General features: G+C 63.2%; 23 protein-coding genes. 12 read left to right on the top strand and 11 right to left on the bottom strand.

The features are described from left to right. Window position 1 precedes the first annotated feature (1 nt). The 5 genes from GNH96_RS06935 to GNH96_RS06915 are packed head-to-tail and all read left to right on the top strand — an operon-like array spanning window position 2 to window position 5,187. Window positions 2-871: an NAD(P)-dependent oxidoreductase gene (locus tag GNH96_RS06935; RefSeq protein WP_169603006.1), complete on the top strand. Its 870-nt coding sequence runs from the start codon at window positions 2-4 to the stop codon at window positions 869-871. 53 nt (window positions 872-924) lie between these two features. Further along, entirely contained in the window at window positions 925-1,860 is a 936-nt protein-coding gene (gene glyQ, locus GNH96_RS06930; RefSeq protein WP_169603005.1) for a glycine--tRNA ligase subunit alpha, read from the top strand. Further along, complete coding sequence (gene glyS, locus GNH96_RS06925; RefSeq protein WP_169603004.1) at window positions 1,853-3,934, top strand: glycine--tRNA ligase subunit beta; 2,082 nt, start codon at window positions 1,853-1,855, stop codon at window positions 3,932-3,934. The genes glyQ and glyS overlap by 8 nt, the downstream gene beginning before the upstream one ends. Window position 3,935: 1 nt before the next feature. Then, window positions 3,936-4,475, top strand: a complete 540-nt coding sequence (gmhB, locus tag GNH96_RS06920) for a D-glycero-beta-D-manno-heptose 1,7-bisphosphate 7-phosphatase (protein WP_169603003.1) — start codon at window positions 3,936-3,938, stop codon at window positions 4,473-4,475. Beyond that, window positions 4,438-5,187 carry a lysophospholipid acyltransferase family protein gene (locus tag GNH96_RS06915; protein ID WP_169603002.1) on the top strand — a complete coding sequence of 250 codons (750 nt, stop codon included), beginning with the start codon at window positions 4,438-4,440 and terminating at the stop codon, window positions 5,185-5,187. The genes gmhB and GNH96_RS06915 overlap by 38 nt, the downstream gene beginning before the upstream one ends. 10 nt (window positions 5,188-5,197) lie before the next feature. On the opposite strand, the gene GNH96_RS06910 is transcribed toward GNH96_RS06915, so the two are convergent. After that, window positions 5,198-6,400: an aminotransferase class I/II-fold pyridoxal phosphate-dependent enzyme gene (locus GNH96_RS06910; protein WP_169603001.1), complete on the bottom strand. Its 1,203-nt coding sequence runs from the start codon at window positions 6,398-6,400 to the stop codon at window positions 5,198-5,200. Window positions 6,401-6,538: 138 nt separating this feature from the next. Between GNH96_RS06910 and GNH96_RS06905 the strand changes: the two genes are divergently transcribed. After that, window positions 6,539-6,934, top strand: a complete 396-nt coding sequence (locus GNH96_RS06905) for a hypothetical protein (protein ID WP_169603000.1) — start codon at window positions 6,539-6,541, stop codon at window positions 6,932-6,934. Window positions 6,935-6,949: 15 nt separating this feature from the next. Here GNH96_RS06905 and GNH96_RS06900 read toward each other — a convergent pair whose 3' ends face one another. Continuing rightward, a complete protein-coding gene (locus GNH96_RS06900; RefSeq protein ID WP_169602999.1) occupies window positions 6,950-7,681 on the bottom strand; it encodes a proteasome-type protease in 732 nt (243 codons plus the stop codon). A gap of 326 nt (window positions 7,682-8,007) precedes the next feature. Here GNH96_RS06900 and GNH96_RS06895 point away from each other — a divergent pair, with 326 nt between their 5' ends. Both GNH96_RS06895 and GNH96_RS06890 read left to right on the top strand, forming a co-directional pair. Then, the gene (locus GNH96_RS06895; RefSeq protein WP_169602998.1) at window positions 8,008-9,459 is read left to right on the top strand and encodes a circularly permuted type 2 ATP-grasp protein; all 1,452 of its coding nucleotides are present in this window, start codon (window positions 8,008-8,010) and stop codon (window positions 9,457-9,459) included. Window position 9,460: 1 nt separating this feature from the next. Further along, on the top strand, window positions 9,461-10,432 hold the full coding sequence (locus GNH96_RS06890) for an alpha-E domain-containing protein (RefSeq protein ID WP_169602997.1): 972 nt from the start codon (window positions 9,461-9,463) through the stop codon (window positions 10,430-10,432). 95 nt (window positions 10,433-10,527) lie between these two features. Here the strand turns inward: GNH96_RS06890 and nhaD are convergent, their stop codons facing one another. Then, window positions 10,528-11,835 (bottom strand): sodium:proton antiporter NhaD, encoded by a 1,308-nt coding sequence (nhaD, locus tag GNH96_RS06885; RefSeq protein ID WP_188114795.1) that lies wholly within the window; start codon window positions 11,833-11,835, stop codon window positions 10,528-10,530. Window positions 11,836-12,165: 330 nt separating this feature from the next. Here nhaD and GNH96_RS06880 point away from each other — a divergent pair, with 330 nt between their 5' ends. Together GNH96_RS06880 and GNH96_RS06875 are read left to right on the top strand one after the other, a co-directional pair. Continuing rightward, the gene (locus GNH96_RS06880) at window positions 12,166-13,812 is read left to right on the top strand and encodes a nitrite/sulfite reductase (protein WP_169602995.1); all 1,647 of its coding nucleotides are present in this window, start codon (window positions 12,166-12,168) and stop codon (window positions 13,810-13,812) included. Further along, window positions 13,799-14,284 carry a DUF934 domain-containing protein gene (locus GNH96_RS06875; protein ID WP_169602994.1) on the top strand — a complete coding sequence of 162 codons (486 nt, stop codon included), beginning with the start codon at window positions 13,799-13,801 and terminating at the stop codon, window positions 14,282-14,284. The genes GNH96_RS06880 and GNH96_RS06875 overlap by 14 nt, the downstream gene beginning before the upstream one ends. A gap of 77 nt (window positions 14,285-14,361) precedes the next feature. On the opposite strand, the gene GNH96_RS06870 is transcribed toward GNH96_RS06875, so the two are convergent. From GNH96_RS06870 to GNH96_RS06840, 7 genes are all read right to left on the bottom strand, one after another. Further along, window positions 14,362-16,881, bottom strand: coding sequence for a FimV/HubP family polar landmark protein (locus tag GNH96_RS06870; RefSeq protein ID WP_228720057.1), 2,520 nt, complete (start codon window positions 16,879-16,881; stop codon window positions 14,362-14,364). Window positions 16,882-16,917: 36 nt separating this feature from the next. Then, window positions 16,918-17,940 (bottom strand): aspartate-semialdehyde dehydrogenase, encoded by a 1,023-nt coding sequence (locus GNH96_RS06865; RefSeq protein WP_169602993.1) that lies wholly within the window; start codon window positions 17,938-17,940, stop codon window positions 16,918-16,920. 28 nt (window positions 17,941-17,968) lie between these two features. Next, a complete protein-coding gene (gene leuB, locus GNH96_RS06860) occupies window positions 17,969-19,051 on the bottom strand; it encodes a 3-isopropylmalate dehydrogenase (RefSeq protein ID WP_169602992.1) in 1,083 nt (360 codons plus the stop codon). Between the two features lie 29 nt (window positions 19,052-19,080). After that, window positions 19,081-19,719 (bottom strand): 3-isopropylmalate dehydratase small subunit, encoded by a 639-nt coding sequence (gene leuD / locus GNH96_RS06855; protein ID WP_169602991.1) that lies wholly within the window; start codon window positions 19,717-19,719, stop codon window positions 19,081-19,083. Further along, a complete protein-coding gene (gene leuC, locus GNH96_RS06850; protein ID WP_169602990.1) occupies window positions 19,716-21,128 on the bottom strand; it encodes a 3-isopropylmalate dehydratase large subunit in 1,413 nt (470 codons plus the stop codon). Before leuC ends, leuD begins: the two co-directional genes overlap by 4 nt. 34 nt (window positions 21,129-21,162) lie before the next feature. Continuing rightward, a complete protein-coding gene (adk, locus tag GNH96_RS06845) occupies window positions 21,163-21,807 on the bottom strand; it encodes an adenylate kinase (RefSeq protein ID WP_169602989.1) in 645 nt (214 codons plus the stop codon). 849 nt (window positions 21,808-22,656) lie between these two features. Further along, window positions 22,657-23,373 carry a superoxide dismutase gene (locus tag GNH96_RS06840; protein WP_228720055.1) on the bottom strand — a complete coding sequence of 239 codons (717 nt, stop codon included), beginning with the start codon at window positions 23,371-23,373 and terminating at the stop codon, window positions 22,657-22,659. 462 nt (window positions 23,374-23,835) lie between these two features. On the opposite strand from GNH96_RS06840, the gene GNH96_RS06835 reads away from it, so the two are divergent. Further along, window positions 23,836-24,099, top strand: coding sequence for a hypothetical protein (locus tag GNH96_RS06835; RefSeq protein WP_169602988.1), 264 nt, complete (start codon window positions 23,836-23,838; stop codon window positions 24,097-24,099). Window positions 24,100-24,254: 155 nt separating this feature from the next. Here the strand turns inward: GNH96_RS06835 and GNH96_RS06830 are convergent, their stop codons facing one another. Next, entirely contained in the window at window positions 24,255-24,596 is a 342-nt protein-coding gene (locus GNH96_RS06830) for a zinc ribbon domain-containing protein YjdM (protein ID WP_169602987.1), read from the bottom strand. Between the two features lie 483 nt (window positions 24,597-25,079). Here GNH96_RS06830 and GNH96_RS06825 point away from each other — a divergent pair, with 483 nt between their 5' ends. After that, window positions 25,080-26,342, top strand: coding sequence for a dicarboxylate/amino acid:cation symporter (locus GNH96_RS06825; RefSeq protein ID WP_169602986.1), 1,263 nt, complete (start codon window positions 25,080-25,082; stop codon window positions 26,340-26,342). Window positions 26,343-26,366: the final 24 nt, after the last annotated feature.

Raw genomic sequence — 26,366 nt, 5'->3', positions numbered from 1 at the left:
CATGAAGACCGGCTTCGTCGGCCTCGGCGCCATGGGGCTGGGCATGGCCCGCAACCTCCACCGGGCGGGCCTTTTGGCCGGCGTCTGGAACCGCACGCCGGAAAAGGCCCTGGCGCTCGCCGCCGAGACCGGCACCATGGCCTACGCCGGCGCCGCCGATCTGGCCGCAGCCTGCGATGTCATCGTGACTTGCGTCTCCGCCGACGCCGATGCGCTGGAAGTGATCGGGGCTTTGGCGCCGACGCTCCGGCCGGGCGCGGTGGTCGTCGACTGCTCGACGGTTGGCGTAGCCACCGCCCGCCGCGCCGCCGAGGTCGTCCGCCAGGCGGGCGGCGATTTTCTCGATGCCCCGGTGAGCGGCGGCGTCGAAGGCGCCTGCAGCGGCACCCTGGCGTTGATGGTCGGCGGCCGGGCCGAAGCCGTCGAAAAAGTCAGGCCGGTGCTGGAAGCGATGGGCAACCGCATCATGCACATGGGCGACACCGGCGCCGGCCAGGCCACCAAGGCGGTGAACCAGGTGATGTGCGCCGGCATCAACCAGGCCGTCACCGAGGCCCTGGCATTCGGGCAAGCGCTGGGATTGGACCTGGACAAGGTCATCGACGTGGTTTCCGGCGGCGCCGCCGGAAACTGGTTCCTGGACAAGCGCGGCAAAACCATGATCCGCGGCAGCTTCCAGCCCGGCTTCAAGCTGGCCTTGCACCACAAGGACCTGAACATCTGCCTGGAGATGGCGGAAAGATTGGGCATCCCCCTGCCGCTGAGCACCCAGACCCGGGACGACTATGCCGAACTCATGGCCCGGGGCCACGGCGAGGACGACATCTCCGGCCTGTTTCGGCTGAAATCGGCCGCGCGCCCCAAGGGCTGACCCTATACTTTCAGCTATAATTCCCGCCCGCACGAAAACCTGCCGGATCGCTTGTGCCTACATCGAACTCCCCCGCCGCCGAAACCTTGAGCTTCCAGGATTTGATCCTGGCCCTTCAACGCTATTGGGCCGAGCAAGGCTGCGTGATCCTCCAGCCGCTGGATCTGGAGGTCGGCGCCGGAACCTTTCACCCGGCGACCTTCCTCCGCGCCATCGGCCCGGAACCGTGGAACACCGCCTACGTTCAGCCCTCGCGCCGCCCCACCGACGGCCGCTATGGCGACAACCCCAACCGGCTGCAGCATTACTACCAGTTCCAGGTGGTGCTGAAACCCTCGCCGCCCGACATCCAGGAGCTCTACCTCGGCTCGCTGCGCCTGCTCGGCTTCGACCTCCTCGAACACGACGTCCGCTTCGTCGAGGACAACTGGGAATCGCCCACGCTCGGCGCCTGGGGCCTGGGCTGGGAAGTCTGGCTGAATGGCATGGAAGTGACCCAGTTCACCTATTTTCAGCAGGTCGGCGGCCTCGACTGCCGGCCGGTGAGCGGCGAAATCACCTACGGCCTGGAGCGCATCGCCATGTACGTGCAGGGCGTGGAGAACGTCTACGACCTGGTCTGGACCCGGGGGCCGCAGGGTATCGTCCGTTACGGCGACGTGTTCCATCAGAACGAAGTCGAGATGTCCGCCTTCAACTTCGAGCACGCCAACACCGAATTCCTGTTCGGCGCCTTCGACACCTACGAGCGCGAATGCCGCCAGCTCATCGCGCTGGGGCTGCCCCTGCCCGCCTATGAGATGGTGCTGAAGGCCTCGCATGCCTTCAACCTGCTCGATGCTCGCCGGGCGATCTCGGTCACCGAGCGCCAGCGCTTCATCCTGCGGGTGCGCGAACTCGCCAAGGCCGTGGCCGAAGCCTATTACCAGCGCCGGGAAGCCTTGGGGTTCCCGATGCTCAACGCCCGGGAGGAGCACGCTCATGGCTGAGACCCGCGACCTGCTGTTCGAGCTGGGCACCGAGGAGCTGCCGCCGAAATCCCTGCTCAAGCTGAGCGGAGCGCTCAAGGACAACATGGCTGCCGGACTGGAAAAAGCCGGCCTGTCGTATGCCGCCATCGAAGCCTACGCCACGCCGCGCCGGCTCGCGTTGCTGATCCGGGAACTGGCCACCGCCCAGCCGGACCAGACCGTCGAGCGGCGCGGGCCGGCGCTGAACGCCGCCTACGACGCCACCGGCGCACCCACCAAGGCCACCGAGGGCTTCGCCAAAAGCTGCGGCGTCACGGTCGACCAGCTCATCACGCTGAAGACCGACAAGGGCGAATGGGTGGGCCTGATACAGGAGGTTCGCGGCAAACCCACCGAAACCCTGATCCCCGACATCATCCGCCAAAGCCTGGCCGCGCTGCCGATCGCCAAGCGCATGCGCTGGGGCGCGGGACTGGCCGAATTCGTCCGGCCGGTGCAGTGGGTGGTCTTGATTTACGGCGATGGCGTGATCGAATGCGAAATCCTCGGCGTCGCCGCCGGCCGGACCACCCGCGGCCACCGCTGTCATGCGCCGGCTCCGATCGAGATCACGTGTCCCGCCGAATACGCCCGCCTGCTGACGACCCAGGGCCACGTCCTGCCGGACTTCGCCGAACGCCGCAGCCGGATCGAACGGCATGCCGTGGAAACTGCCGCGACGGTGAATGGCAAGCCGCTGATCGACCCCGATCTGTTGGACGAAATCACCGCCCTGGTCGAGTGGCCGGTGCCGGTGCTGGGCGGCTTCGAGGCGCGCTATCTGAGCCTGCCGCCGGAAGTCTTGATCACGACCATGCAGGACAACCAGAAGTACTTCCCGGTGGTCGACGCGGACCGCAAGCTGCTGCCCCATTTCATCACCTTCAGCAACATCGACAGCCGCCGGCCCGAGTTCGTCCGCCAAGGCAACGAGCGCGTGGTCCGGCCGCGGCTGGCGGATGCCGAATTCTTCTGGAACCAGGACCGCAAACGCACCCTGGAAGACCGGGTGGAGGAACTGGGCCAGGTCACCTTCCAAAACAAGCTCGGCTCCATGCTCGACAAGACCCGGCGGGTGCAGCACATGGCCGCTTTCGTCGCCGAATCCTTGAACGTGGACCCGAGCTTCGCCGAACGCGCCGCCCTGCTGGCGAAGGCCGACCTCCTGACCCACATGGTCGGAGAATTCACCGAGCTGCAAGGCACCATGGGGCGCTATTACGCGCTGGCCGAAGGCGAGCCCGAGGAAGTCGCCCAGGCCATCGAGGAACAGTACCTGCCCAAAGTGTCCGGGGGCCCGCTGCCCGCCTCGCGCACCGGCGAGATCCTGGCGTTGGCGGAAAAGATCGACACCCTGGCCGGCATCTTCAGCATCGGCCTGGTCCCCAGCGGCGACCGCGACCCTTACGCGCTGCGCCGCGCCGCGCTGGGCGTCATCCGCATCCTGATCGAAAAGGAGCTCGACCTGGATATCGAAGTCCTGCTGGAAAAGGCCTTGGGACGCCTCCCCCACGGCTTCGATCCGGACGCGACCCGCTCGGCGCTGCTCGATTTTCTCTATGAGCGCCTGCGCGGCTACTGCCTGGACCAGGGCTACCGCCACGACGAGTTCGAGGCTGTGCTGGCGATCCGGCCGACGAATCTCGTAGATTTCGTGTACCGGCTCCTCGCCGTGCGCGAATTCCGTGCCCTGACCGCGGCCGAAAGCCTCGCCGGGGCCAACAAGCGCATCCGCAACATCCTGCGCAAGTCGGGCGAAACGGTGGTTGCGAACGCCGACGAACAGATTCTGGCCGAGCCCTCGGAAAAGGCGCTGCTGGCTGCGGCCCGCCAGGCCCATGCCGATATCCTGCCGCTGCTGCACGCCCGCGACTACACCACGGCGCTGTGCCGGCTGGCGCAGCTGCGCGACAGCGTCGACACCTTCTTCGACGAGGTGATGGTGATGACCGAGGACGAATCCCTGCGCCTCAACCGGCTCGGCCTGCTCGCCCTGGTAGAAGGATTGTTCCTGAACATCGCCGACATCTCCGCGCTACAGCCGGCCCAGTGACATGCGCTATGTGATCCTGGACCGGGATGGCGTCATCAACGAAGACTCCGACGACTACATCAAGTCGCCGGAAGAATGGCGGCCGATCCCCGGCAGCCTCGACGCCATCGCGCTGCTGACTCGCCACGGCTTCCGGGTGGTGGTACTGACCAACCAGTCCGGCATTGCCCGCCGGTTGTTCAGCCCCGCCACGCTGGAAGCGATCCACGACAAGATGCGGACGGCGGTCCGGGAGGCCGGCGGCGAAATCTTCGACGTATTCCTATGCCCGCACGGTCCTGAAGACATGTGCGGCTGCCGCAAGCCCAGGCCCGGCCTGTTCCGCGCCTTCGCCGAAAAATACGGCGTGGAACTCGCCGGTGTGCCGGCCGTCGGCGATTCGCTGCGCGATATCGAAGCGGCGACGGCGGCGGGCGCCGCGCCGATGCTGGTGGAAACCGGCAAGGGCATGCGCACGCTGGACCGGAATCCCGAGCTCGACGTCCCCACCTTCCCAAACCTGTATGCAGCCGCACAAAATATCGTCTTCAGCCAAGCTTGAGATCATCCTGCGCTCGGCGGTGTTCTTCACGGGCATGATCTTGTCCACCTTCGTGATCAGCCCGTGCATGATCGCCGCCCGGCCCTTCGCCTTCCGTGTGCGCTGGGCGCTGGCCAATCGCTGGGTCCGGTTCAATCTCTGGATGCTGAAGACCGTGTGCCGGCTGGACTTCCAGGTCCAGGGCCGGGAAAACATTCCAGCCCAGCCCGGCGTCATCCTCTGCAAGCACCAGTCGGCCTGGGAGACCATCGCCCTGCAGGTGATCTTCCCGCCCCTGGTTTTCATCCTCAAGCAGGAGCTGCTGAGACTGCCGGTCTGGGGCTGGGCGATGGCGACGCTCAAGCCTATCGCCATCAACCGCGCGCACAAGACGGCGGCGCTCAAGCAGGTGTTGAACGACGGGGTGAAGCGGCTGAGAGAAGGATTATGGGTCGTGGTATTCCCGGAAGGCACCCGCGTCGCCCCCGGCAAGAAGGGGCACTACGGCGCCAGCGGCGCCATGCTGGCGCACCGCGCCGGCTGCCCGGTGGTGCCGGTGGCGCACAATGCCGGCGAATACTGGAGCCGCCGAGCCTTCCTGAAGTATCCGGGCACCATCCAGGTCCGCATCGGACCGCCGATCGACGCCACCAAGTTCGACGCGGCGGAAATCACCGCCCAGGCCGAGCGCTGGATCGAAGCTCAGATGCAGGAGATCAGCCGGGCATCCTGATCCCGGCCTTTCAGCCGCCGACGAAGCGGCGCATCCTTTCGACCGCCTCCCGCAGCACCGGAACGTCGGCCGTGTAGGCGAAGCGCAGGTACCGTTCCGGCGCCTGGACGCCGAAATCCTTACCCGGCGTGACCGCGACGCCTTCGTGTTCCAGCAGGGCAGCCGCCAACTCGGCGCTGTCTTCGGTCAACGCCGAGCAGTCGGCGTAGATGTAGAATGCTCCGGCCGGCTGGACCGGCACCCGGAACCCCAGCTTCACCAACGCCTCCCACAGGAAATCCCTGCGCACCTCGAAAGCCCGGCGGCGGCGTTCCAGTTCGGCGAAGCTTTGGTCCGAAAATGCCGCCAAGGCCGCGTGCTGCGAGAGCGTGGGCGCCGAGATGAAGATATTCTGGGCCACCCGCTCCACGGCCGCCGTGTATGCCTCCGGCACGATCAGCCAGCCCAGCCGCCAGCCGGTCATGCCGAAATATTTCGAAAAGCTGTTGACGACGAACGCATTCCCGCCGAACTCCAGCGCGCTGGCCGAGCGTCGGCCGTACTCCAATCCGTGGTAAATCTCGTCCGAGATGAACACCCCGCCCTCAGCCTCGAACCATTCGACCAGCTCCCGCAGAACCGCCGCATTCATGACCGTGCCGGTCGGATTGGAAGGCGAGGCGCTGATCGCCAGCGGTACCTCTCCCCCGCCATGCGCCCGGCACAAGGCCGCGTTCAGGTGGAAGTCCTGCTCCGGCCCCACCGGCACGGCATGCGGGTCACCCGAATACAGGCGCACGAAATTGGAATAACAGGGATAACCGGGGTCGGCCAGCATGACCCGCCGTCCGGGCGACAAGACGGCCGCCAGCACCAGGGAAAACGCACCCGAAGCGCCCGGGGTGAGGAATATCCGCTGCGGCGCTACCGTCACGCCGTAGCGATCGCGGTAGAACCTCGCGATGCGCTCCCGCAGCTCGGGCAGCCCGGCGGCAGGCGTATAGCGCACCTGCCCGTCGGCCAGGAAACGAATGGCTGCTGCGGTCACCGGCTCAGGCGTGGGGAAATCCGGCTCGCCGATCTCGAGGTGGACGACGGAACGGCCGGATGCTTCCAATTGCCTGGCGCGCGCCAGGATCTCCATGACCTGGAATGGCCGGATGCCATCGGCCAGACAGCCACTTTGCACCGCTCCCACGGGCCCCTCGCCAGACTCATGCTGTCGCCGGCTCATCGCATCCTCTGTCAACCCGGACGGAAAAAATTCCATTTTACGGTTAAAATCCGGGCGTTGTGGATCTGCTCGTTGGGGCATAGAGCGGTCGGCCGATTTTTCACCCATCCATCAACCAGGCGGCGTAAGTTCGGACTCATGCGTGCGGGCAAATTCTATCTCTTCGTCACTTTCGTGGTTCTGCTCGTCATCGCCATAGAAGGCGAACTCGTGGTGGAAGTCCTGTCACATACCTTCGAACTGCTTCTCGAAGCCCTGGAGATGCTGCTCGACACGGTGTTCGAAGCCATGCTCGGCCTCACGCCGCGCGGCGCCCAGGTTCTTACGGCTTGGCTGGCGGTCGGCGTCCTCGTCTGGCTGGGGACGATGGTGGCCGGCAAGATCGCCCGAGAGTGGAACGATCGCATCCGGCAGATCGAGGATTACTGGCACGAAACGGTCGACCAGGCCAAAGCCTGGTACCTTCGCCATAGGCTGAAACTCATCCTGATCGGCTCGGTCATCGGCCTGCTGGCCCTCCTGCTCCTGTTCTGAGCCGGCCGACTCGGTTTATTCCCACTCGAACCGCGGCAGCAGGCTGAACGCATTGCGTATGCCTTCCGCCCATTGTTTCTGGATCGAAGCGTAAAGGGGGCTGGAATAATCCAGCTGGAGATAATGGCCAATGGCGAAGGAATCCCGCCGGTAGATGGCGATCTCTATCGGCGGGCCGACCGAAATGTTGCTGCGCATGGTCGAATCGATGGAGACCAGGGCGCAGCGCGCCGCATCTTCGAGCGTCGTGGCCGGGGCAATGATCCGGTCGAGAATCGGCTTGCCGTACTTGGTCTCGCCGACCTGCAGATAGGGATTCTCGGGCGACGCCGTGATGTAGTTGCCCTGAGGATAGATGAGATAGATTTCCGGCGGCTGGCCCTGGATCTGGCCGCCCAGGATGAAACTGGCCTCGCCGGAGATGCCGCAGCGTTGCATCGCGCTGGCGTGTTGCTCCTGAACCCGCACGCTGGTTCCGCCTATGTAGGACGCGGCGTCGTATAAATAGGCCGCCGTATTCAGATTGTAGAGCGCTCCCGGATTTTCCAGATCGCGTCGTATGAGATTGATCAACGCCTGCGTCGTCGCCAGGTTGCCGGCGGCCAGGATGACCATCATGCGGTCGCTGTGCAAGTCGAAGCGGTACATCTTGCTGTAGACGCTGGCGTAATCGACACCGGCATGAGTGCGGGAATCGGAGGCGAATACCAGCCCTTCGTCGACCTTGATGGCAAGGCAGTAAGTCATCGGGTTTCCTTACGTGTGATCTGCGCGGTTGAGCCAAAGGACTCTAGCTCGAAACGGCCCTCGATCTCAAGCCGTAGCCGTCCCGCAAGAGCCGACCGGCTTCCGCGCCTGCACCGAATGGGCGCATGGGGTTCCCGGCCCGCCCCAAACCGGCTCCGGAACCAACGCCGCCGAAAGTCCGGCTCCGGAAAACACCGAAAAGACGGCGCGGTGCTTGGGATGGCCCGGAAATCGCTAGCATCCTTTTGAAGGACACGAGCCTCCGGCATCGCGACGGCCAATCCCGCGTTCATAAAACTTTCGCCTCCAAGGATCGAAGCACGATCATGAGCTTAGCCCTGCAAGACTACCCCAACCCGGCATGTTTCGATGAGCTGATCGACGATGACGGCGCCGCCCGGCCCCATGCCCGCGCCTTGTTCGACCATCTCGACAGTTTCTCCGAAACGGACATCCAGGAACGCAAGGCCGCCGCCGAGGCCGAAATCCTGAGCATGGGCATCACCTTCACGGTGTACTGCGAGAACGAAGGCTCCATCGACCGCGCCTGGCCGTTCGACATCATTCCTCGGCTGATCCGCGCCGCCGAATGGCGAACCGTCGAACGGGGACTGAAACAGCGCACCCGCGCGCTCAACCTGTTCATCGACGACGTCTACCACGGCCAGAACATCGTGCGGGACGGCGTGTTCCCCCTCGAATTGTTGGCCGACTCCAAGAACTTCCGGCCGGAATGTGTGGGCATAGACCCGCCGCTCGGCGTCTGGGCCCATATCTGCGGCACCGACCTGGTCAAGGACAGGGACGGACGGTTCTACGTCCTGGAGGACAACCTGCGGGTGCCGTCCGGCGTCTCCTACATGCTCGAGAACCGCCTGGTGATGAAGCGGGTGCTGCCCGAGCTGTTCGAATCCTATGCCATCGCCCCGGTCGACGATTACCCATCACAGCTCCGCCACTGTCTGGCATCGCTGGCCCCGGAGAAGGATAACCCCCAGATCGTGGTGCTGACGCCGGGCGTCTACAACTCGGCCTATTTCGAGCACGCCTATCTCGCCCAGCAGATGGGCGCCGAACTGGTGGAAGGACGCGACCTCGTGGTCGGCGACGACGACTGCGTCTATATGCGCACCATCGAGGGCCTGCACCGGGTCGACGTGGTGTACAGGCGTATCGACGACCTGTTCCTGGACCCCGAAGCTTTCAAACCGGAATCGGTGCTCGGCGTGCCGGGCCTGATGCGGGCCTGGAAGCAAGGCAAGATCGCGCTGGCCAATGCACCGGGCGCGGGTGTGGCGGACGACAAGGTGGTCTACACCTACGTCCCCGACATCATCCGCTATTACCTGAACGAGGAGCCCATCCTGCCCAATGTGCCCTCGTACCGCTGCGTCGATCCGGACGAATGCCAGTACGTCCTGGACCACCTCGACCAGCTTGTGGTCAAGCCGGCCAACGAGTCGGGCGGTTACGGCATGTTGATCGGCCCCAAGGCCAGCCCCGACCAACGCGCAGAGTTCGCCGAACGCATCCGCCGCGATCCCCGCAACTACATGGCGCAGCCCATGCTCACCCTGTCCACCGCCCCCACCCTGGTCGACCACCGGGCCGAGCCGCGCCACTTGGACCTGCGTCCCTTCATCCTGAGCGGGCGGGACACTTACGTGACCAATGGCGGGTTGACGCGGGTCGCCCTGAAAAAAGGCTCGACCGTGGTGAACTCCTCCCAGGGGGGCGGCAGCAAGGACACCTGGATCATCGACGGAGAAGGAGCCTGACATGGCGATGCTGTCACGAGTCGCGGAAAGCCTCTACTGGATGTCGCGCTACCTGGAGCGGGCGGAAAACACGGCCCGCATGATCAACGCCAACGCGAACATGATGCTGGATCTCCCCAAGGACATCCGGCCCAGCTGGAATTCGCTGCTCACCATCACCGACAGCGAAACCGTGTTCAAGGCGCTCTATCCGGTTCCGGCCGAAAGCCAGATCACCCGTTTCCTGATTTCGGACGCCCGCAACCCCGGCTCGATCATCAGCTCACTGCGCGCCGCCCGCGAGAATGCCCGCAGTATCCGGGACATCCTCCAGCGCGAAGGTTGGGAGCAGATCAACGAACTCTATCTCAAGGCCACGGCACGAGTACCGGATAGCGAATCGCCGAAACGCCGCTTCGCCTATCTCGACGAGATCATCCTCAGCGTGCAAGGTGTCGCCGGGTTGATTGCCGGCACCATGAGCCACGACGAGGCCTATGAATTCGTCCGGCTCGGCTGCGACCTGGAGCGCGCCGACATGACCACCCGCATTCTCGACGTCCGCTGGGGCGATCTCTCGCCCGATGCCAAGGAAAGCCTGAAGCCCTTTGAAAACCTCCTGTGGATGAGCGTGCTGAAATCGATGACGGCATACCACATGTACCGGCGCCATTGCCAGACCGCGGTCGGACGCGACTCCGTGGTGAAGTTCCTCATGGAGGACACCCTGTTTCCTCGTTCCTGTCATTATTGCCTGCGCGACATGCAGGATGCGCTCGACCATCTGCCACAAGGCGGCCGCGTCCGCGACAAACTTGCCGAAGCCATCGGCCTGTTGCAGGATGAGGAATCCCGCCGGCACGCCGAGCTGCACCGTTTCATCGACGACCTGCAGATCAAGCTGGGCGAAATCCACGACACCTTGTGCGGCTGCTATTTCGACGGAGACAAGCTGTCGTCACAGCAGATGCAGCGCGCCTGCTGCGACACGTAGCAGACGCCGGCCACAAAAAAAGCCCGCGGCCGAAACCGCAGGCTTTTGTCGTCCAGCCTCCGGGCCGTCCTTCAGGACGGCCCGAACGGTAAGGATCAGCCGTTGATGAAATAGTGCGTCATGATGCTGGCGACATAACCGGCAGCCACCGCGGGGGTCCATTTCAGATGGCTGAAGAAGGTGTACATGCCGCGTGAAGTCCCCATCAGCGCCACCCCCGCCGCCGAACCCACCGACAGCATGGAACCGCCCACGCCCGCAGTCAGGGTGACCAGCATCCACTGGTAGATGTCCATCTCCGGATTCATGTTCAGCACCGCGAACATCACGGGGATATTGTCGACCACCGCGGACAGCAGACCGACGATGATGTTGGCCGTGGTCGCGCCCAGGCCGTCGTACATCGCCACGGAAGCCAGCTCCAGATAACCGATATAGCCCAGGCCGCCGACCGCGAACACCACGCCGAAGAAGAACAGCAGCGTATCCCATTCGGCATCGCGGACGTTGGCGAACACATCGAACTTGTCGCCATCGACGCCGGGGAAATACAGCTTGAGACGGTAACCGTAGAACATCAGGATCGACAGACCGACCATCATGCCCAGGAACGGCGGCAGGTGGAGGAACTGCTTGAAGCTGACGGCGATCCCGATGGTCAGCACGAACAGGCCGCAGATCAGCAGGGCGCCGGGCTTCATGGTGACGACTTCTTCCTCCGGAAATTCCGGCAGTTCGTTCGGAATCGCGAAGTGCATGAAGGCGGCCGGGACGACGAAGTTCACCACCGAAGGGATGAAAAGCTCGAAGAAGTCGAAGAACTCCGCCTTGCCGGCCTGCCACACCATCAGGGTGGTGATGTCGCCGAAGGGGCTGAAGGCGCCGCCGGCATTGGCTGCGATCACCAGATTGATGAACCCCAAGCTGACGAATTTGGGGCTCTTCGCGCCTACCGCCATCACCACTGCGCCGACCAGGAGAGCCGAGGTCAGGTTGTCGGCCACCGAAGACAGGAAGAAGGTGATGATGCCGGTGATCCAGAACAGCTTGCGGTAGCCGAACTTGCGGGATACCAGCCAGGAACGCAGCGCTTCGAACACGTTGCGTTCGGCCATGGCGTTGATGTAGGTCATGGCGACCAGCAGGAACAGCATCAGTTCCGCGTATTCCTTGAGGTCGTGCTCGAATGCCTGGTGCACCGCCTCGGCGGCGACGCCGGCGGCGCTGGCCATGTAAGCGACCTGCGCCCAGATGATGCCGGCGGCGAGGATGACCGGCTTGGACTTCCGAAGATGGGTGAACTCTTCGGTCATCACGAAGGCGTAGGCCACGATGAAGATCAGAACACAGTATAATCCGCGGTGGGTAGCGGTAAGATCGAGGTTCCCGGCTTCTTCTGCCATGGCAAGCTCGGGTAATCCCAGACATAGCGTCGATAATGCGAGTGCGCGTAACAAGGCCTAATCCTCTCCAATTGTTTTTGATAAAAACGTGGCCGCTGTCGAAGCGGCCCGCCTGTTCCCAAATCTGACCGGCGATTATATAAGAACTACACCAGGACTGACGAATTGGCCGAGCCCGCCGCGCCCGTGAATTCAGCATTTCGCCCGGGATAAATCACGCACTGCACCGTGCCCGGGGCGTGTCCGTTCCCGTGCCCATGGTGTTCCAGCCAATTTCATAGTAAAACACTCAAGATATCGCCGGAGCGATCACTAAACACCGAAAACGCCATGTATCAGTACGACCACTACGACCAGACGCTCGTCGACGAACGGGTAGCCCAGTTCCGCGAGCAGACCCGCAGGTTTCTCCGGGGCGAACTGACGGAAGACCAGTTCCGGCCCCTGCGCCTCATGAACGGGCTGTATATCCAGCGGCATGCCCCCATGCTGCGCATCGCCATACCCTACGGCCTGCTGTCCTCGCGGCAGTTGCGCAAGCTTGCCCATATCGCCCGCCGCTATGACAAATCGGTGGGGCACTTCACGACCCGCCAGAACATCCAGTTCAACTGGCCGCGCCTGGAAGACGTGCCGGATATCCTTGCGGAACTGGCCTCGGTCCAGATGCATGCGATCCAGACCAGCGGCTCATGCATCCGCAACGTGACCTGCGACCCGCTGGCCGGCGTCTGCCCCGACGAGATCGAGGACCCGCGCCCGTATTGCGAAATCATCCGCCAGTGGTCGACCCTGCACCCGGAATTCAGCTACCTGCCGCGCAAGTTCAAGATCGCCGTCAGCGGCGCGGCGAAGGATCGGGCGGCGACCCAGGTGCACGACATCGGCCTGCAGATGGTGAGGAACGATGGCAGCGAAACCGGTTTCGAAGTCCTGGTGGGCGGCGGCCTCGGCCGTACGCCGATGATCGGCCAGACCATCCGTCCCTTCCTCGCCAAGGCCGACCTGCTGTCCTACCTGGAGGCCATCCTGCGCGTGTACAACCGTTTCGGACGGCGCGACAACAAATACAAGGCGCGGATCAAGATCCTGCTCAAGGAAACCGGGATCGACGAGTTCACCCGCCAGGTCGAAGCCGAATGGGCGCATATCCGCGGCCAATTGGTCCTGGACACGGCCGAGATCGAGCGGGTCAAACGGCATTTCACTGCACCGGATTACCAACCCGCAGGCGAAGGAACGGTGGAAACGCAGGCCGGCGCCGATCCGCGCTTCGCCGCCTGGCTCCGGAACAACACCGCATCCCACAAGATCGCCGGCTACCGCTCGGTGTTCCTGTCGCTCAAACCCCGCGGCGTACCGCCGGGCGATGTCACCGACGCCCAGATGGATGCGGTGGCCGACCTCGCCGACCGCTACAGCTTCGGCGAGATTCGCGCCACCCATACCCAGAACCTGGTGTTCGCGGACGTGAACCAGGACGCTCTGTTCGAACTATGGCAGCGGCTCGACGCCATAGGACTGGCCACGCCCAACATCGGCAAAGCCACCGACATGATCTGCTGCCCCGGCCTGGACTACTGCTCGCTCGCCAACGCCAGCTCGATCTCGGTAGCGGAAGACATCTATTCGCGCATCGACGACCTTGATTATCTGCACGACCTCGGCGACCTGCGCATCAACATCTCCGGCTGCATGAACGGCTGCGCCCACCAGAGCGTCGGCCATATCGGCATCCTCGGCGTCGACAAGAAAGGGGAGGAGTGGTACCAGCTCACTCTCGGCGGCAGTTCCAGCAACGACGCCTCGCTGGGCGAACGCCTCGGCCCCGCGGTCGACAAGGCGAACGTGGCCGGTGCCGTGGAAACCATCCTGCAAGCCTACATCGAACTCCGCCAGGATGAGGAATCCTTCCTGGACACCGTGCGGCGTCTCGGCATCAACCCGTTTCAGGAGCGCGTCTATGCCCATCATTAAGGACGGAAAAATCGTCACCGACACCTGGCACCACCTGACCGACGACGAGCCGGTGAGCGCCGCCCCCTGCACCGTCTCGCTCGCACGCTGGAGCCGGGAGAAACACGAACTGGCTGCCCATGGCGGCGCCTTAGGCCTGAGGGTGGGCGGCGGCGACCGCATGGAGGATTTCGTCGGAGACCTCGACCAGTTTCCGCTGATCGTCGTGGAGTTCCCGAGCATGACCGATGGCCGCGGCTTTTCCCTCGCCAGACTGCTGAGAGAGCGCTACGGCTACCAGGGCGAACTCAGGGCGCGCGGCGCCTTCATCCTGGATCAGGTGTTCTATCTCCGACGCGTCGGCTTCGATGCCTTTGAATTTACGCATGAAGTGAACCTGGAAGCCGCATTGCCCCTGCTCCACGAGTTCAGCGTGACTTACCAGGCCGCGGTAGACGAACCGTTGCCGATTTATCGGCGTTGCGCCCGATGAACCGGTCGTCTTGAAGGTCCGGCTGCGCCTCGACTCGACCGGGCGCATCGGAACCACGAGGAGTCTGGAATGCCGTTCTACCGGCTCTGCAACCCCGTCACCCGCTCCATCAGGATGCGGGCTTCGGCCTTCTGGTGGTCATTCCCCGCGGCCAGGATCTCTTCAAGCAGCTCGCGGGCCGAATCGGCATCGCCCATATCGACGTATGCCTTGCTCAGGTCGAGCTTGGTCTCGAGCGGGTCCATGTCGGTGATGCCGGCGTAAGGATCGGTGTCCTCTGGCACCTCGTTCGGCGCACCAGACCCGACCCCAGAGATGCCTTCGGAATTCGGTGTGACGGGAATCGCTTCGATCTCGATGGCCATCGGCAGTTCGAATGCGAGACCCGGGTTCGCCTGGGCCGGCACTGACGCCCGAGCTTTTTCGGCGCTGTCGCCAAGGCTTTCGAGTTCCGCCAGCAGCGACTCCAGGGTATCCGCCGTCCGAACCCCTGCGCCGGCATACGGTTCGGGTTCGTAAGCGATGAGATTGCCGGTGTCGTGGACGATCTCCTGCGCGTCCTCCAGCCTCTCGCCCGAAGCCGCCGAATCCAGTCCGCCAAGCTCGAACTCCAGGGGCGCGATGTCTTCGGCCCCGCCGGTTTCCGAGGCGCCGTCCGCGGATGCCGCCTCGCCAAAGGCAGGCACGACCTCATCCTCGGACCCGGCCGGCACCGATTCGAGAGCGGGCTCTTCCATCCCCTCCCGCGGCGAGGGTGACACGATCGATGCAGCTGATGCGGCATCGGGGAGAGTGTCCTGAGCATCCGCCTGAACAGGAGATTTCAGCCTCAATTTCAGGCTCATGCGGGACACCTCGCCCCACAGCTCCGGCCGCGTCTGGCGCCAGCCCGACACCGCTTCGGCCAACTCCTCGAACGCCTGGCACTTACCCCCGAGATACAGGATCTCGAGAAGTTTCAAGTGGAATTCATCGCGTTCAGGATGTGCCGCGACGGCCGCCCTCATCAACTGCTCGGCCTGAGCGTGTTTGCCATTCGCCAGAAAGGCATCGGCTTCGGCAATCGGATCGACCGGCTCCCCTGAGTCCACCGCTTTTGCCAAATTGCTATAGGCTTCCAGACTGCGCGCGGCCGCGAGGGGGGCCGACCTTGCCCCGGCTGACTCCCGCTTGCCGGCCACCAGCGCGTCGAGGCTCGAAGGCAACCCCAAGCCAAGCGTGAACAGCCGCCGCCTCCGGTTCGTCCACCAAGCCAGCGCCGCAGCAAGGCTGACGGCGCCGAAACCGACGCCCCCAATCCAGGAGCCGTTCCCGGCATCTTCTTCCGGTCGAACCACATCGGCCGCCGGTGGTTGAATGGCTACCGTCACCGCCGCGCCTTCGGCCGCCTCCGCAGCACGAGGAGGAACGGTTTCCGGCGACGGCGCGGGCGTTGCGGCGGCAGGCGTCGGGCTGGGGACGGCGCCGGCAAATCCCGCTTGACCGGTCCCCGGCTGCGCCGGCTGCATTCCCGCGATCTGCTGTTCCTTCAGTTCGAGGAGCCTTTGAAGGGTCGAGAGCTGCTGCTCGAGCGCACCCAGACGGGCACGGATTTCCTCGTTTTCCTGGCGAAGGCTTTCGGCGACCTCCAGGGCGATGTCCTCCTTGCCGCCGGACTTGCCTACCTGCCCCTTGTTGCCGGGAGCGAGAAGTTTGAGCTGTGAACCCCGGTTCGCCACCTCCGTGCCGACCGGCGACGGCACGGAGTTTGCGGGCGGATGTTCGGGCTCCGTCCCTGCGTCCTCGTCCACACGGCCTCGGCGCGCCGCGGCCTGCAACTCCCGCCACTCCCTGGCCGCTTCCGCCGGCGTCCGTTCCGCCAACACCGCCTGCGGCGGAACGTTCAAGGTGGCTCCGTACCTGAGCGCGTTGACGTTGCCCCCGATGAAAGCATCCGGGTTGGCGCGGTAGATGCCGACCTTGAGCTGCTCGGGGGTGAGGTCCCCCTCCGCGCCCACGGCGCGGGCAACGGAAGACAGTGTGTCGCGGCGCCTTATGGGGCCGTATTCCGAGAGATTCCGAGTCGGCCTCGGGCGGCTTGCGTAGGGCGAGGACTGATTGTCCGGCGGATCAAGCGAACGTGGCGCGGCATCCCCCCGATAGCCGGAGGAAAGCTCGGCCTGGCGGGAAGGGCTCAGCCCCGGAAAGACCTGGCTCGGCGGATCGACCAGCACAGTGAATTCCTTGACGACCCGCCCCTCCGGCCAGCTCACTTCCATGAGAAAACTCAGGAAAGGTTCGCGGATGGGCTCACGGGAGCTGATTTGGATCACGTAGCTCCCATCCGGGCGCTGCTCCGGATGGAACCGAAGACTCGTGAGGAACTGATGGCGATCGATGCCGGCCTGCGCAAAAGCGTCCGGTGCCCCCAACGTGACCTTGATGTCCTCGAGTTTTTCCCCGGAAACGACGAGGGGCACCTCGGCCTTGAGTGTCTGATTAAGGGCGGATTGCAGTCTGAGTTCCCCGACCCCCAGTGCAGGGGAGCCGGGCGACATGAGAATGCCGATGAGGGTCAGGGTCCGACGCGCGAATCTGGTCCTTTCCGCTCTGTCCACTGCGTGTCTTCAGCAAGAAATGTATAAAACTTGGACTCAAAGATAGTTGCTGATCAGCGCCTCCGCAATCTGCACACTGTTGAGCGCCGCGCCCTTGCGGATGTTGTCGGCGACCACCCACAGGTTCAGGCCACGCGGATGCGAGATGTCCTCGCGGATGCGGCCGACATAGACCGGATCGTGCCCGGCCGCCTCGGTGACCGCAGTGGGATAACCGCCCGGCTGATGCTCGTCGATCACCACCACGCCCGCCGCCTTCTGCAACAGCACCCTCGCCTCCTCCGCCGTGATCTTGTCGCGGGTCTCGATGTGCACCGCCTCGGAGTGCCCATAGAACACCGGCACCCGCACGGTGGTCGGATTCACCAGGATGGCGTCGTCGCCCATGATCTTGCGGGTTTCCCAGACCATCTTCATCTCTTCCTTGGTGTAGCCGTTGTCCATGAAGACGTCGATCTGCGGCAGCACGTTGAAGGCGATCTGCTTGGGGTAAACCGAGGCCTCGCAGGAACGGCCATTGAGCAGCTGCGCGGTCTGCCCCGCCAGTTCCTCGATGGCCTGCTTGCCGGTACCGGACACCGCCTGGTAGGTACAGACATTGATGCGCTCGATGCCGACCGCGTCGTAGATCGGCTTCAACGCCACCACCATCTGGATCGTGGAGCAATTCGGGTTGGCGATGATGCCACGGTTCCTGTAATCGGCGATCTTCTCCGGATTGACCTCCGGCACCACCAGCGGGATGTCGTCCTCGTAGCGGAAACGGGAGGTGTTGTCGATCACCACGCAGCCGGCCGCGGCGGCCTTGGGCGCATGGATGTCCGACACCGAGGCGCCGGGCGAGAACAGCCCGATCTGCGCCTGGGACCAGTCGAACTCCTCGACGTCCAGCACCTGGAGCTGACTGCCCCTGAACTCCACGCGCTTGCCGGCGGAGCGGCTGCTGGCGAGGGCATACACCTCGCCCACCGGGAAATTGCGCTGCTCCAGGATGGAAAGCATGGTTTCGCCGACGGCCCCGGTGGCTCCCAGGACGGCGACGTTGAAGGTTTTGCTCATGACTTACACTCGAAGGGAAACGTCGGGTTCAGGCGGCGCGCAGGGCGGCGACGATGGCATCGCCCATCGCGGCGGTGCCGACCTTGGCGGTGCCTTCCGAGGCGATGTCGGCAGTGCGGTAGCCCTGGTCCAGCGCTTTCTGCACGGCATTCTCGATCCGTTCCGCCGAAGCCGCGTCGTCCAAGCTGTAGCGCAGCATCATGGCCAGCGACAGGATGGTGGCGATCGGATTGGCGATGCCGCGGCCGGCGATGTCCGGGGCTGAGCCGTGGATGGGCTCGTACATGCCCTTGCCGTCCTTGTCCAGCGAGGCCGAGGGCAACATGCCGATCGAGCCGGTCAGCATGGCGGCGCAGTCGGACAGGATGTCGCCGAACATGTTGTCGGTCAGCATCACGTCGAACTGCTTGGGATTGCGCACCAGCTGCATGGAGGCGTTGTCGACGTACATGTGGCTCAGGGCGACGTCGGGATATTCCTTGCCGACCTCGATCACCACCTCGCGCCAGAGCTCGGTGCATTCCAGCACGTTGGCCTTGTCGATGCTGCACAGGCGCTTGTTGCGCTTCCGGGCGATCTGGAACGCGCTGTGGGCGATGCGGCGGATTTCCGATTCACTGTACACCAGGGTGTTGTAGCCTTCGCGCTCGCCTTGATCGTTGATACGGCGGCCGCGCGGCTTGCCGAAATAGATGCCGCCGGTCAACTCGCGCACGATCATGATGTCGAGACCGGAGACCACCTCGGGCTTGAGGGTGGAGGCCGACACCAACTGCGGATAGAGCACCGCCGGGCGCAAATTGGAAAACAGCGCCAGCTCGGACCGCAGGCCCAAGAGGCCGCGCTCGGGCCGCAGCGAATAGTCCAGCGGCTCCCACTTGGGGCCGCCGACCGCGCCGAGCAGGACCGAATCGGCAGCCCGGCACAGGTCCAGGGTTTCCTTGGGGAACGGCGTGCCGTGCGCGTCGTAGGCTGCGCCGCCGATCAGCGCATGCTCGGTTTCGACCGCGAGGCCGAATTCGGTACGCAGGCAGTCCAGGACCTTCAGGGCTTCGGCGACAATTTCCGGTCCGATGCCGTCACCGGGCAATACAGCGATTTTCACAGTCATTGAAGCGAATTCCTCAATTCACGCAAGGGTCAGGGTACGGCGAACAGCCAAGGCGCGGACTTCCGGCGGGCGTCTTCATAGGCGCGAATGGCTTCCGCGTGCTGCAGGGTCAGGGCGATGTCGTCCAGGCCGTTCAGCAACCGATGCTTGCGGGAGGCGTCCACCTCGAAATGGAAGGTCTCGCCGAACGGCGTCGCCACGGTCTGCTCATCGAGGTCGACGGTCAACTCGAATCCCGGCCCGGATTCAGCAAACAACCGGTCCACCTTCGCCTCGTCGAGCACGATGGGCAGGATGCCGTTCTTGAAACAGTTGTTGTAGAAGATGTCGGCGAAGCTCGGCGCGATGATGACGCGGAAACCGTAATCCTCCAGGGCCCAGGCCGCATGTTCGCGCGAGGAGCCGCAGCCGAAGTTCTTGCGGGCCAGCAGTATCCTGGCCCCGGCATAGCACGGCAGATTGAGCACGAAATCCGGATTCAGCGGACGGCTGCTGCAATCCATGTCGGGCTCGCCGCGGTCCAGGTAGCGCCATTCGTCGAACAGATACGGCCCAAAGCCGCTGCGGTGGATGGATTTCAGGAACTGCTTGGGGATGATGGCGTCGGTATCGACGTTGGCGCGGTCCAGTGGCACCACCTTTGAGGTGACCTTGTTGAAAGGCTTCATGCGCCCACCCCTTCGGTAATGTCGACGAAATGACCATGTATCGCAGCCGCCGCCGCCATGGCTGGACTCACCAGATGAGTGCGGCTGCCGTAGCCTTGGCGCCCTTCGAAATTGCGGTTGGAGGTCGAGGCGCAACGTTCGCCCGGCCCCAGCCGGTCGGCGTTCATCGCCAGGCACATGGAACAGCCGGGATCGCGCCATTCGAAGCCGGCGTCGATGAAGACCCTGTCCAGGCCTTCTTGTTCAGCCTGGCGCTTGACCAAGCCGGAGCCGGGCACCACGAGCGCCTGTTTGACGCTCGCCGCGACCTTGCGGCCGCGAGCGACGGCCGCCGCCGCGCGCAGATCCTCGATCCGTGCGTTGGTGCAGGAACCGATGAACACGCGGTCCACCCGGATCGATTCGATCGGCGTGCCCGGCTGGAGATCCATGTACCGCAACGCCCGCTCCATGCTCTCGCGCCGGACCGGATCGGCTTCCGCCGCAGGATCGGGTACCGTCGCGTCCACCGGCACGACCTGCTCCGGCGATGTTCCCCAAGTCACCTGGGGCTTGATGCTTGCGGCATCGATCTCGACGGTCTTGTCGAACACTGCGTCCGGATCGCTATGCAGCTCTTTCCAGGCCTCGACCGCCTGTACCCACAGCGCGCCCGCCGGCGCAAAGGGGCGGCCTTTCAGATACTCCAGCGTGACCTCGTCCACCGCCACCAGGCCGGCGCGCGCGCCCGCCTCGATAGCCATGTTGCAGACCGTCATCCGGCCTTCCATCGACAACCCGCGGATGGCCTCGCCGGCGAATTCGATGGTGTAGCCGGTGCCCCCGGCGGTGCCTATCCGTCCGATGACCGCGAGCACGATATCCTTGGCGGTAACGCCCGGCGCCGGCTTGCCGTCGACGAGCACCCGCATGTTCTTCGCCTTGCGCTGCACCAGGCATTGCGTGGCCAGCACGTGCTCGACCTCGGAAGTGCCGATCCCGAAGGCGAGCGCCCCGAACGCACCGTGGGTCGACGTGTGCGAATCGCCGCAGACGATGGTCATGCCCGGCAGGGTCGCGCCCTGCTCGGGACCGATCACGTGCACGATGCCCTGGCGCACGTCGTCCATCGCGAATTCGGTGATGCCGAAATCGGCGCAGTTCCTGTCCAAGGTTTCCACCTGCAGGCGCGACACCGGATCGGCGATGCCTTGGTCCCGGTGGGCGGTCGGTACGTTGTGATCGGCCACCGCAAGGTTGGCATCGACCCGCCAGGGTTTGCGGCCCGCCAGGCGCAATCCTTCGAATGCCTGGGGTGACGTCACCTCGTGGATCAGATGACGATCGATATAGATCAGGCACGATCCATCGGCATCGGCATGCACGACATGGTCGTCCCACAGCTTGTCGTAGAGTGTTTTTCCGCTCATGGCTTCAAGATGGAAAGATCGAACCGGCGGCCCGTCACGCCAACACCGCCAGGATCGCGTCCCGAATGGCCTCGACGCTGCCTACGCCCGGCACGGTATGGAATTTCGCCCCGCCCTCGCCCGCCTTATCCCGATAGTAGGCTATCAGCGGCTCGGTCTGGGCATGGTAGACCGCCAGTCGCTTGCGGACGGTCTCCTCCTTATCGTCCTCGCGTTGAATCAGCGGCTCGCCGGTCTCGTCGTCCTTGCCTTCGACTCTCGGCGGATTGAACACCACATGATAGGTACGGCCCGAGGCCGGATGCACCCGCCGGCCGCTCATCCGCTTGACGATTTCCTCGTCGTCCACGGCGATCTCGACCACATGATCGAGCGTCACGCCCATCTCGGCAAGCCCATCGGCCTGGGCGATCGTGCGCGGGAAGCCGTCCAGCAGGAAGCCGTTCGCGCAATCCGGCGCAGCGATGCGTTCCTTGATCAAGCCAAGAATGATCGAATCCGACACCAGCTGCCCGGCATCCATGATCTTCTTCGCCTCCACCCCGAGCGGCGTGCCTTCGCGCACCGCGGCACGCAGCATGTCGCCGGTGGAAATCTGGGGGATGCCGAAACGTTCCGTGATGTATTTGGCTTGCGTACCCTTACCGGATCCAGGGCTTCCCAGCAGCATGATGCGCATGAACGACTCCGAAGCTTAGAGATAATAAACCCTGCATGATGCCATAAATGCGCCCGTGGCGCCTACCAGCCACCCCCTGTATCAAAGACCGGGAAGATGCGTGGGGAAACATTCCGCGGGAGTCCGATTGCGAATGCCCCCTTCATCAGCGGAAGCGAGCGGAACCCCACCGCGACCGGACCACCGCAATGCAACCCTGTCCGCCCCGCAACACTTGGGAAATACTCCGGATACAACTGCATGATTTACTTCACGTCGTGGACCGAGGAACATTCCCTTACCCACGTCGACAGTTGACCATGGACCCGGTGACCTGGCGGCCAGTTGCCCTAAGCTGGCCGCTCCCTGCATCAAGCACGACCGCTCCGCCCCCTCGAATGCGACGGCTCTGGCCGCCCCCTTTCCGGTTCGCCATCCAACTGACGAATGCATGAAAAGCTCAGGCCCCGACACATTCCCGATACAATTCCCTTCAGCCGGATGCGCCAGAGCATGGCGCACTTCCGAGCGCAGCGGGCGGAGGTCCGCATCCGTCATTTCCGTTGCTTGAATACGGCTAGACACCCTACTCCCCATGCGAGAGCGGCCGCTTCGTCCCCAAAATCTACAAAATTTCGACAATTCCTGGATATTCCGGAAATACTTCCGATACAACCGCATGTTGAACTACGCACCGTGGTTGGGAGCATCCTCCGATCCACTTGCGTGTAGTTCTCGTGGTTTATCGTGTCTGTTCTCGGCGGCTGGCCGGGGTTGCCCCTCCCTCACGGACCCGGCTGGTCGCCCTCTTTATCCCACATCGTCAGGCAAAGCCCCTACTGCCACGAGCGGTGCCAATGAGCCCGCTTCTTAACCCGCGTTTTGGAGAGCGAACTCCCAGTTGATCAGTTTGTCCAGAATGGCATTCAGATAATCGGCACGGCGGTTCTGATAGTCCAGATAATAGGCATGCTCCCAAACGTCGATCGCAAGCAGAGGCTTCATGCCAGAGGTCAACGGAACATCGGCATTTGCCGTTTTAATGATCTTCAGCTTACCGCCATCGAGGACGAGCCACGCCCAGCCACTCCCGAACTGGGACACGGCCACGTTCGCGAATTCCTTCTTGCAAGCGTCGACGCTTCCAAAAGAGTCCTCGATTTTTTGCTTCAGCGCAGCCGGCGGTTCTCCGCCGCCCCTGGGCCTTAAGCTCTTCCAATAAAAAGTGTGATTCCAGACCTGAGCCGCATTATTGAAAATAGCTGCCTTGTCCGGCCGTCCTGCCGTACCGGCAATAATCTTTTCCAAAGACATATCGGCGTATCCCGTTCCGGTGACGAGCTTGTTCAGGTTGTCCACATAACCCCTGTGATGCTTCCCATAGTGAAACCCGATCGTCTTTGCAGAAATCGCCGGCTCCAAGGCGCTCTCGGCATAAGGCAAAGGTGGCAGGACACAGGGAGACGCGGCCTTCGCAGCCCTGGGAAGTCCGCCAGTCGCAAGCCATGCAACCGTTCCCGCGGATGCCATCAGAAAGCTGCGGCGGCTGGGCACAACCGATGAATCGCGTATATCACTCTCGCGCATATCAGCACCTATGGGTTTGGTGGAAGAATCGAACCGGGTTGGCTCATGATGCGTCACCGCGTTCCGAGTAAGCAACAACTTTCAATACGGAAAGCCCAGGCGTTCCGAAGCCGGGTATCGCAGATGACTCAGTAGTCACGAAAATCTTGGACCTCGGCCCTTGCCTCCATCGCCAGCAAAGGCTTTGATGGTGAACAAGTACGCCGGATGACCCGGCATTGTCGTGAACACTGCGAGGACATCGAGGAGCGTCGTCGTGCAGCCGTTCACTGCCTTGAGTTGGGGAAACGGCGTTTACGGAACGCTGACATTCCGAACACATTCAGGACACACAGACATGATGAACTATGCACCGTGAATCAGCCGCCGTCTCTTTGGCGCTGGCGACTATTCACGGTTCATCATCTCCCATTCGCCGGCGACCAGTGCTAGTCCCCCTCTTAGGCTGGTCGCCAGCTTTTTATGGGCCGCACCCGCGCTTCCAACGAAATCATCACCCCTTCTGGAATCGCTTTGCAGACCGAAGCTCCCTCGGCTGCCTTCACCTTGAACTTCGTCTGTCGGCACCAACGTCACATCCCCGCGCGCGTGCATCACCTCAACGAAATCCAACCCGGCGAGCTCCTCGCCGCCACCGACGATCGATCCAGCGCTCCATCATTTTTTGGCGCTGTGAAACCACTGAGTAAGCAGGTTGTTAGCAAAAAACAAAGCCAGGCTGCGTGAGCCAGGATAATCGGCGAGGGCTCGATTCCAGGCTGCTCGAACATCCAGCAATGGATTGGATTATTTTTCGTTGATCAAGTCGCAACAGCTTAAGTATGGGGCGTTGCTTGCAGAAGCGAATAAATTCGCCTCTCCTCCCGCCAGGTCAAGTTGATTTAGGCTTTCTTAACGAACTCCGATTTCAAACCCATCGCGCCGATGCCTTCGATCCTGCAATCGATGTCGTGGTCGCCGTCGACCAGACGAATGTTCTTGACTTTGGTGCCGACCTTAATCACCGACGACGAACCTTTGATTTTAAGATCCTTGATTATCGTCACGCTGTCCCCGTCTTGTAAGACGTTGCCATAAGCGTCTTTCACTACCCTACCGGTATCGGCACTCTCGGAAGTCGCAATTTTTGGCCATTCATGCCCGCATTCCGGACAAATGTATATGTCACCGTCTTCGTAGGTGAATTCAGAATCGCATTGTGGGCACCGAGGGAGATTGCTCATGAAATACCTTTGGGGGTCAGGCTACAAGAAAAGTGCGCGGAATTTACACCACGGTCAAACGCGAAGTCAAAGACTCAGCATCAAAATGTTTCTAAAACAATGAGTTGAAGCCGATTATAAATCGGCTGCGACTACCGGCCGGCCAGTTCGACTTGCATAACCGTCAGGCGTTGGTGCATAAATCAACCAATGGCAACATTTCCCTTCTCCCCCCATTTTCCTCAGGAAGGCTTCCCCCGGGGCCGGAGGCTTTCCTGTGCCAGTGATGATGCAAGAACTCTTCCTCGAACCAAACCGTCACATCACCGCGCCGCACCAGCGCACGGTCGTCATCCGGTTTTTGTCTTCGGCTTTGGCCGCTTGGCCCTCCGGCACCCCTGGCTTCGACACGCGCTGGACGCGCTTCAGGCTGGATGGGCCGCATAGAATGCCGCGTTCGGCCAATTCATGCACCAACGCCCACCAGGAACCCGAAACGCAAACATGAAGACCTCAGGTTCAAATCCTCCGATTCGCGCTTCGCGTGCAAACCATCAGACGCTCTACGTACTGGCCGCGATCCTTCTCGGCGTGATCGCCGGGGAGGCCCTGAATCTCGCCCTCGGCAAAGGCGAGGCGCTGACCGGCATCATGAATGTGTTCGGCGCATTGACGGACGTTTTCATGCGGCTGATCAAGATGATCATTGCGCCTTTGGTATTCGCGACCCTGGTCGTGGGTATGGCGAAGATGGGGGATGCGCGTACCGTCGGGCGGGTGGGCGGCAAGGCCATCCTGTGGTTCTTCTCGGCCTCGCTGGTAAGCCTCATGATCGGCATGGCCCTGGTGAATCTGCTCGCGCCGGGCGAGGCACTGCATCTGGAGCTGCCGGCGGCGGGCGCCGACACGGGCTTGCAGAAGCATGACCCCACGCTGGCCTCGTTCGTCGCGCACGTGGTCCCCAGGAGCCTCTTCGAGGCCATGGCGCAGAACGAGATTCTGCAGATTGTGGTGTTCTCGATTTTCTTCGGCATCGCCTGCGCCCAGCTCGGCGAACTGGCCCAACCCACGGTGCGGCTGCTGGACTCCCTGGGCCATGTGATGCTGAAGGTCACCGGCTATGTGATGCAGTTCGCGCCGGTCGCGGTGTTCGCGGCGATGGCCTCGATGGTCGCCAAGAATGGCTTCCGTGTGCTGGGCTCCTACGGCATCTTCATCGGCGAGTTTTACCTCGGCCTGGCCGTGCTGTGGACGCTGCTCGGCGGCGTCGGCTTCCTGCTGCTGGGCCGGCGGATCACCAGCCTGCTACGGCATGTCCGCGAACCGGCACTGATCGCATTCGCCACGGCCACCAGCGAAGCGGCCTATCCCAAGCTGCTGCAACAACTGGAACGCTTCGGCTGCCCCGAGCGCATCTGCGGCTTCGTGCTGCCGCTGGGCTATTCCTTCAACCTGGACGGCAGCATGATGTACATGACGTTCGCCGTGCTGTTCATCGCTCAGGCCTACGGCATCGCGGTGGCACCGGCGGACCAGCTTCTCATGCTGCTGATGCTGCTGTTTACCAGCAAGGGCATCGCCGGGGTGCCGAGGGCGTCCCTCCTCGTCATCGCCGCCACCCTGGACATGTTCGACCTGCCGGCGGAGGGCTTGCTGCTGTTGCTGGGGATCGACCAGGTGCTGGACATGGGACGCAGCGCGACCAACGTGTTCGGCAACGGCGTGGCCGCGGCGGTGGTGAGCCGGTGGGAAAAGGCGCTGAAGTGAGACTCCGCGCCGATTCCCGCCCGG

The sequence above is a fragment of the Methylococcus geothermalis genome (assembly GCF_012769535.1).
Lineage (GTDB): Bacteria > Pseudomonadota > Gammaproteobacteria > Methylococcales > Methylococcaceae > Methylococcus > Methylococcus geothermalis.
This window is presented reverse-complemented; position numbering and strand designations above follow the sequence as displayed.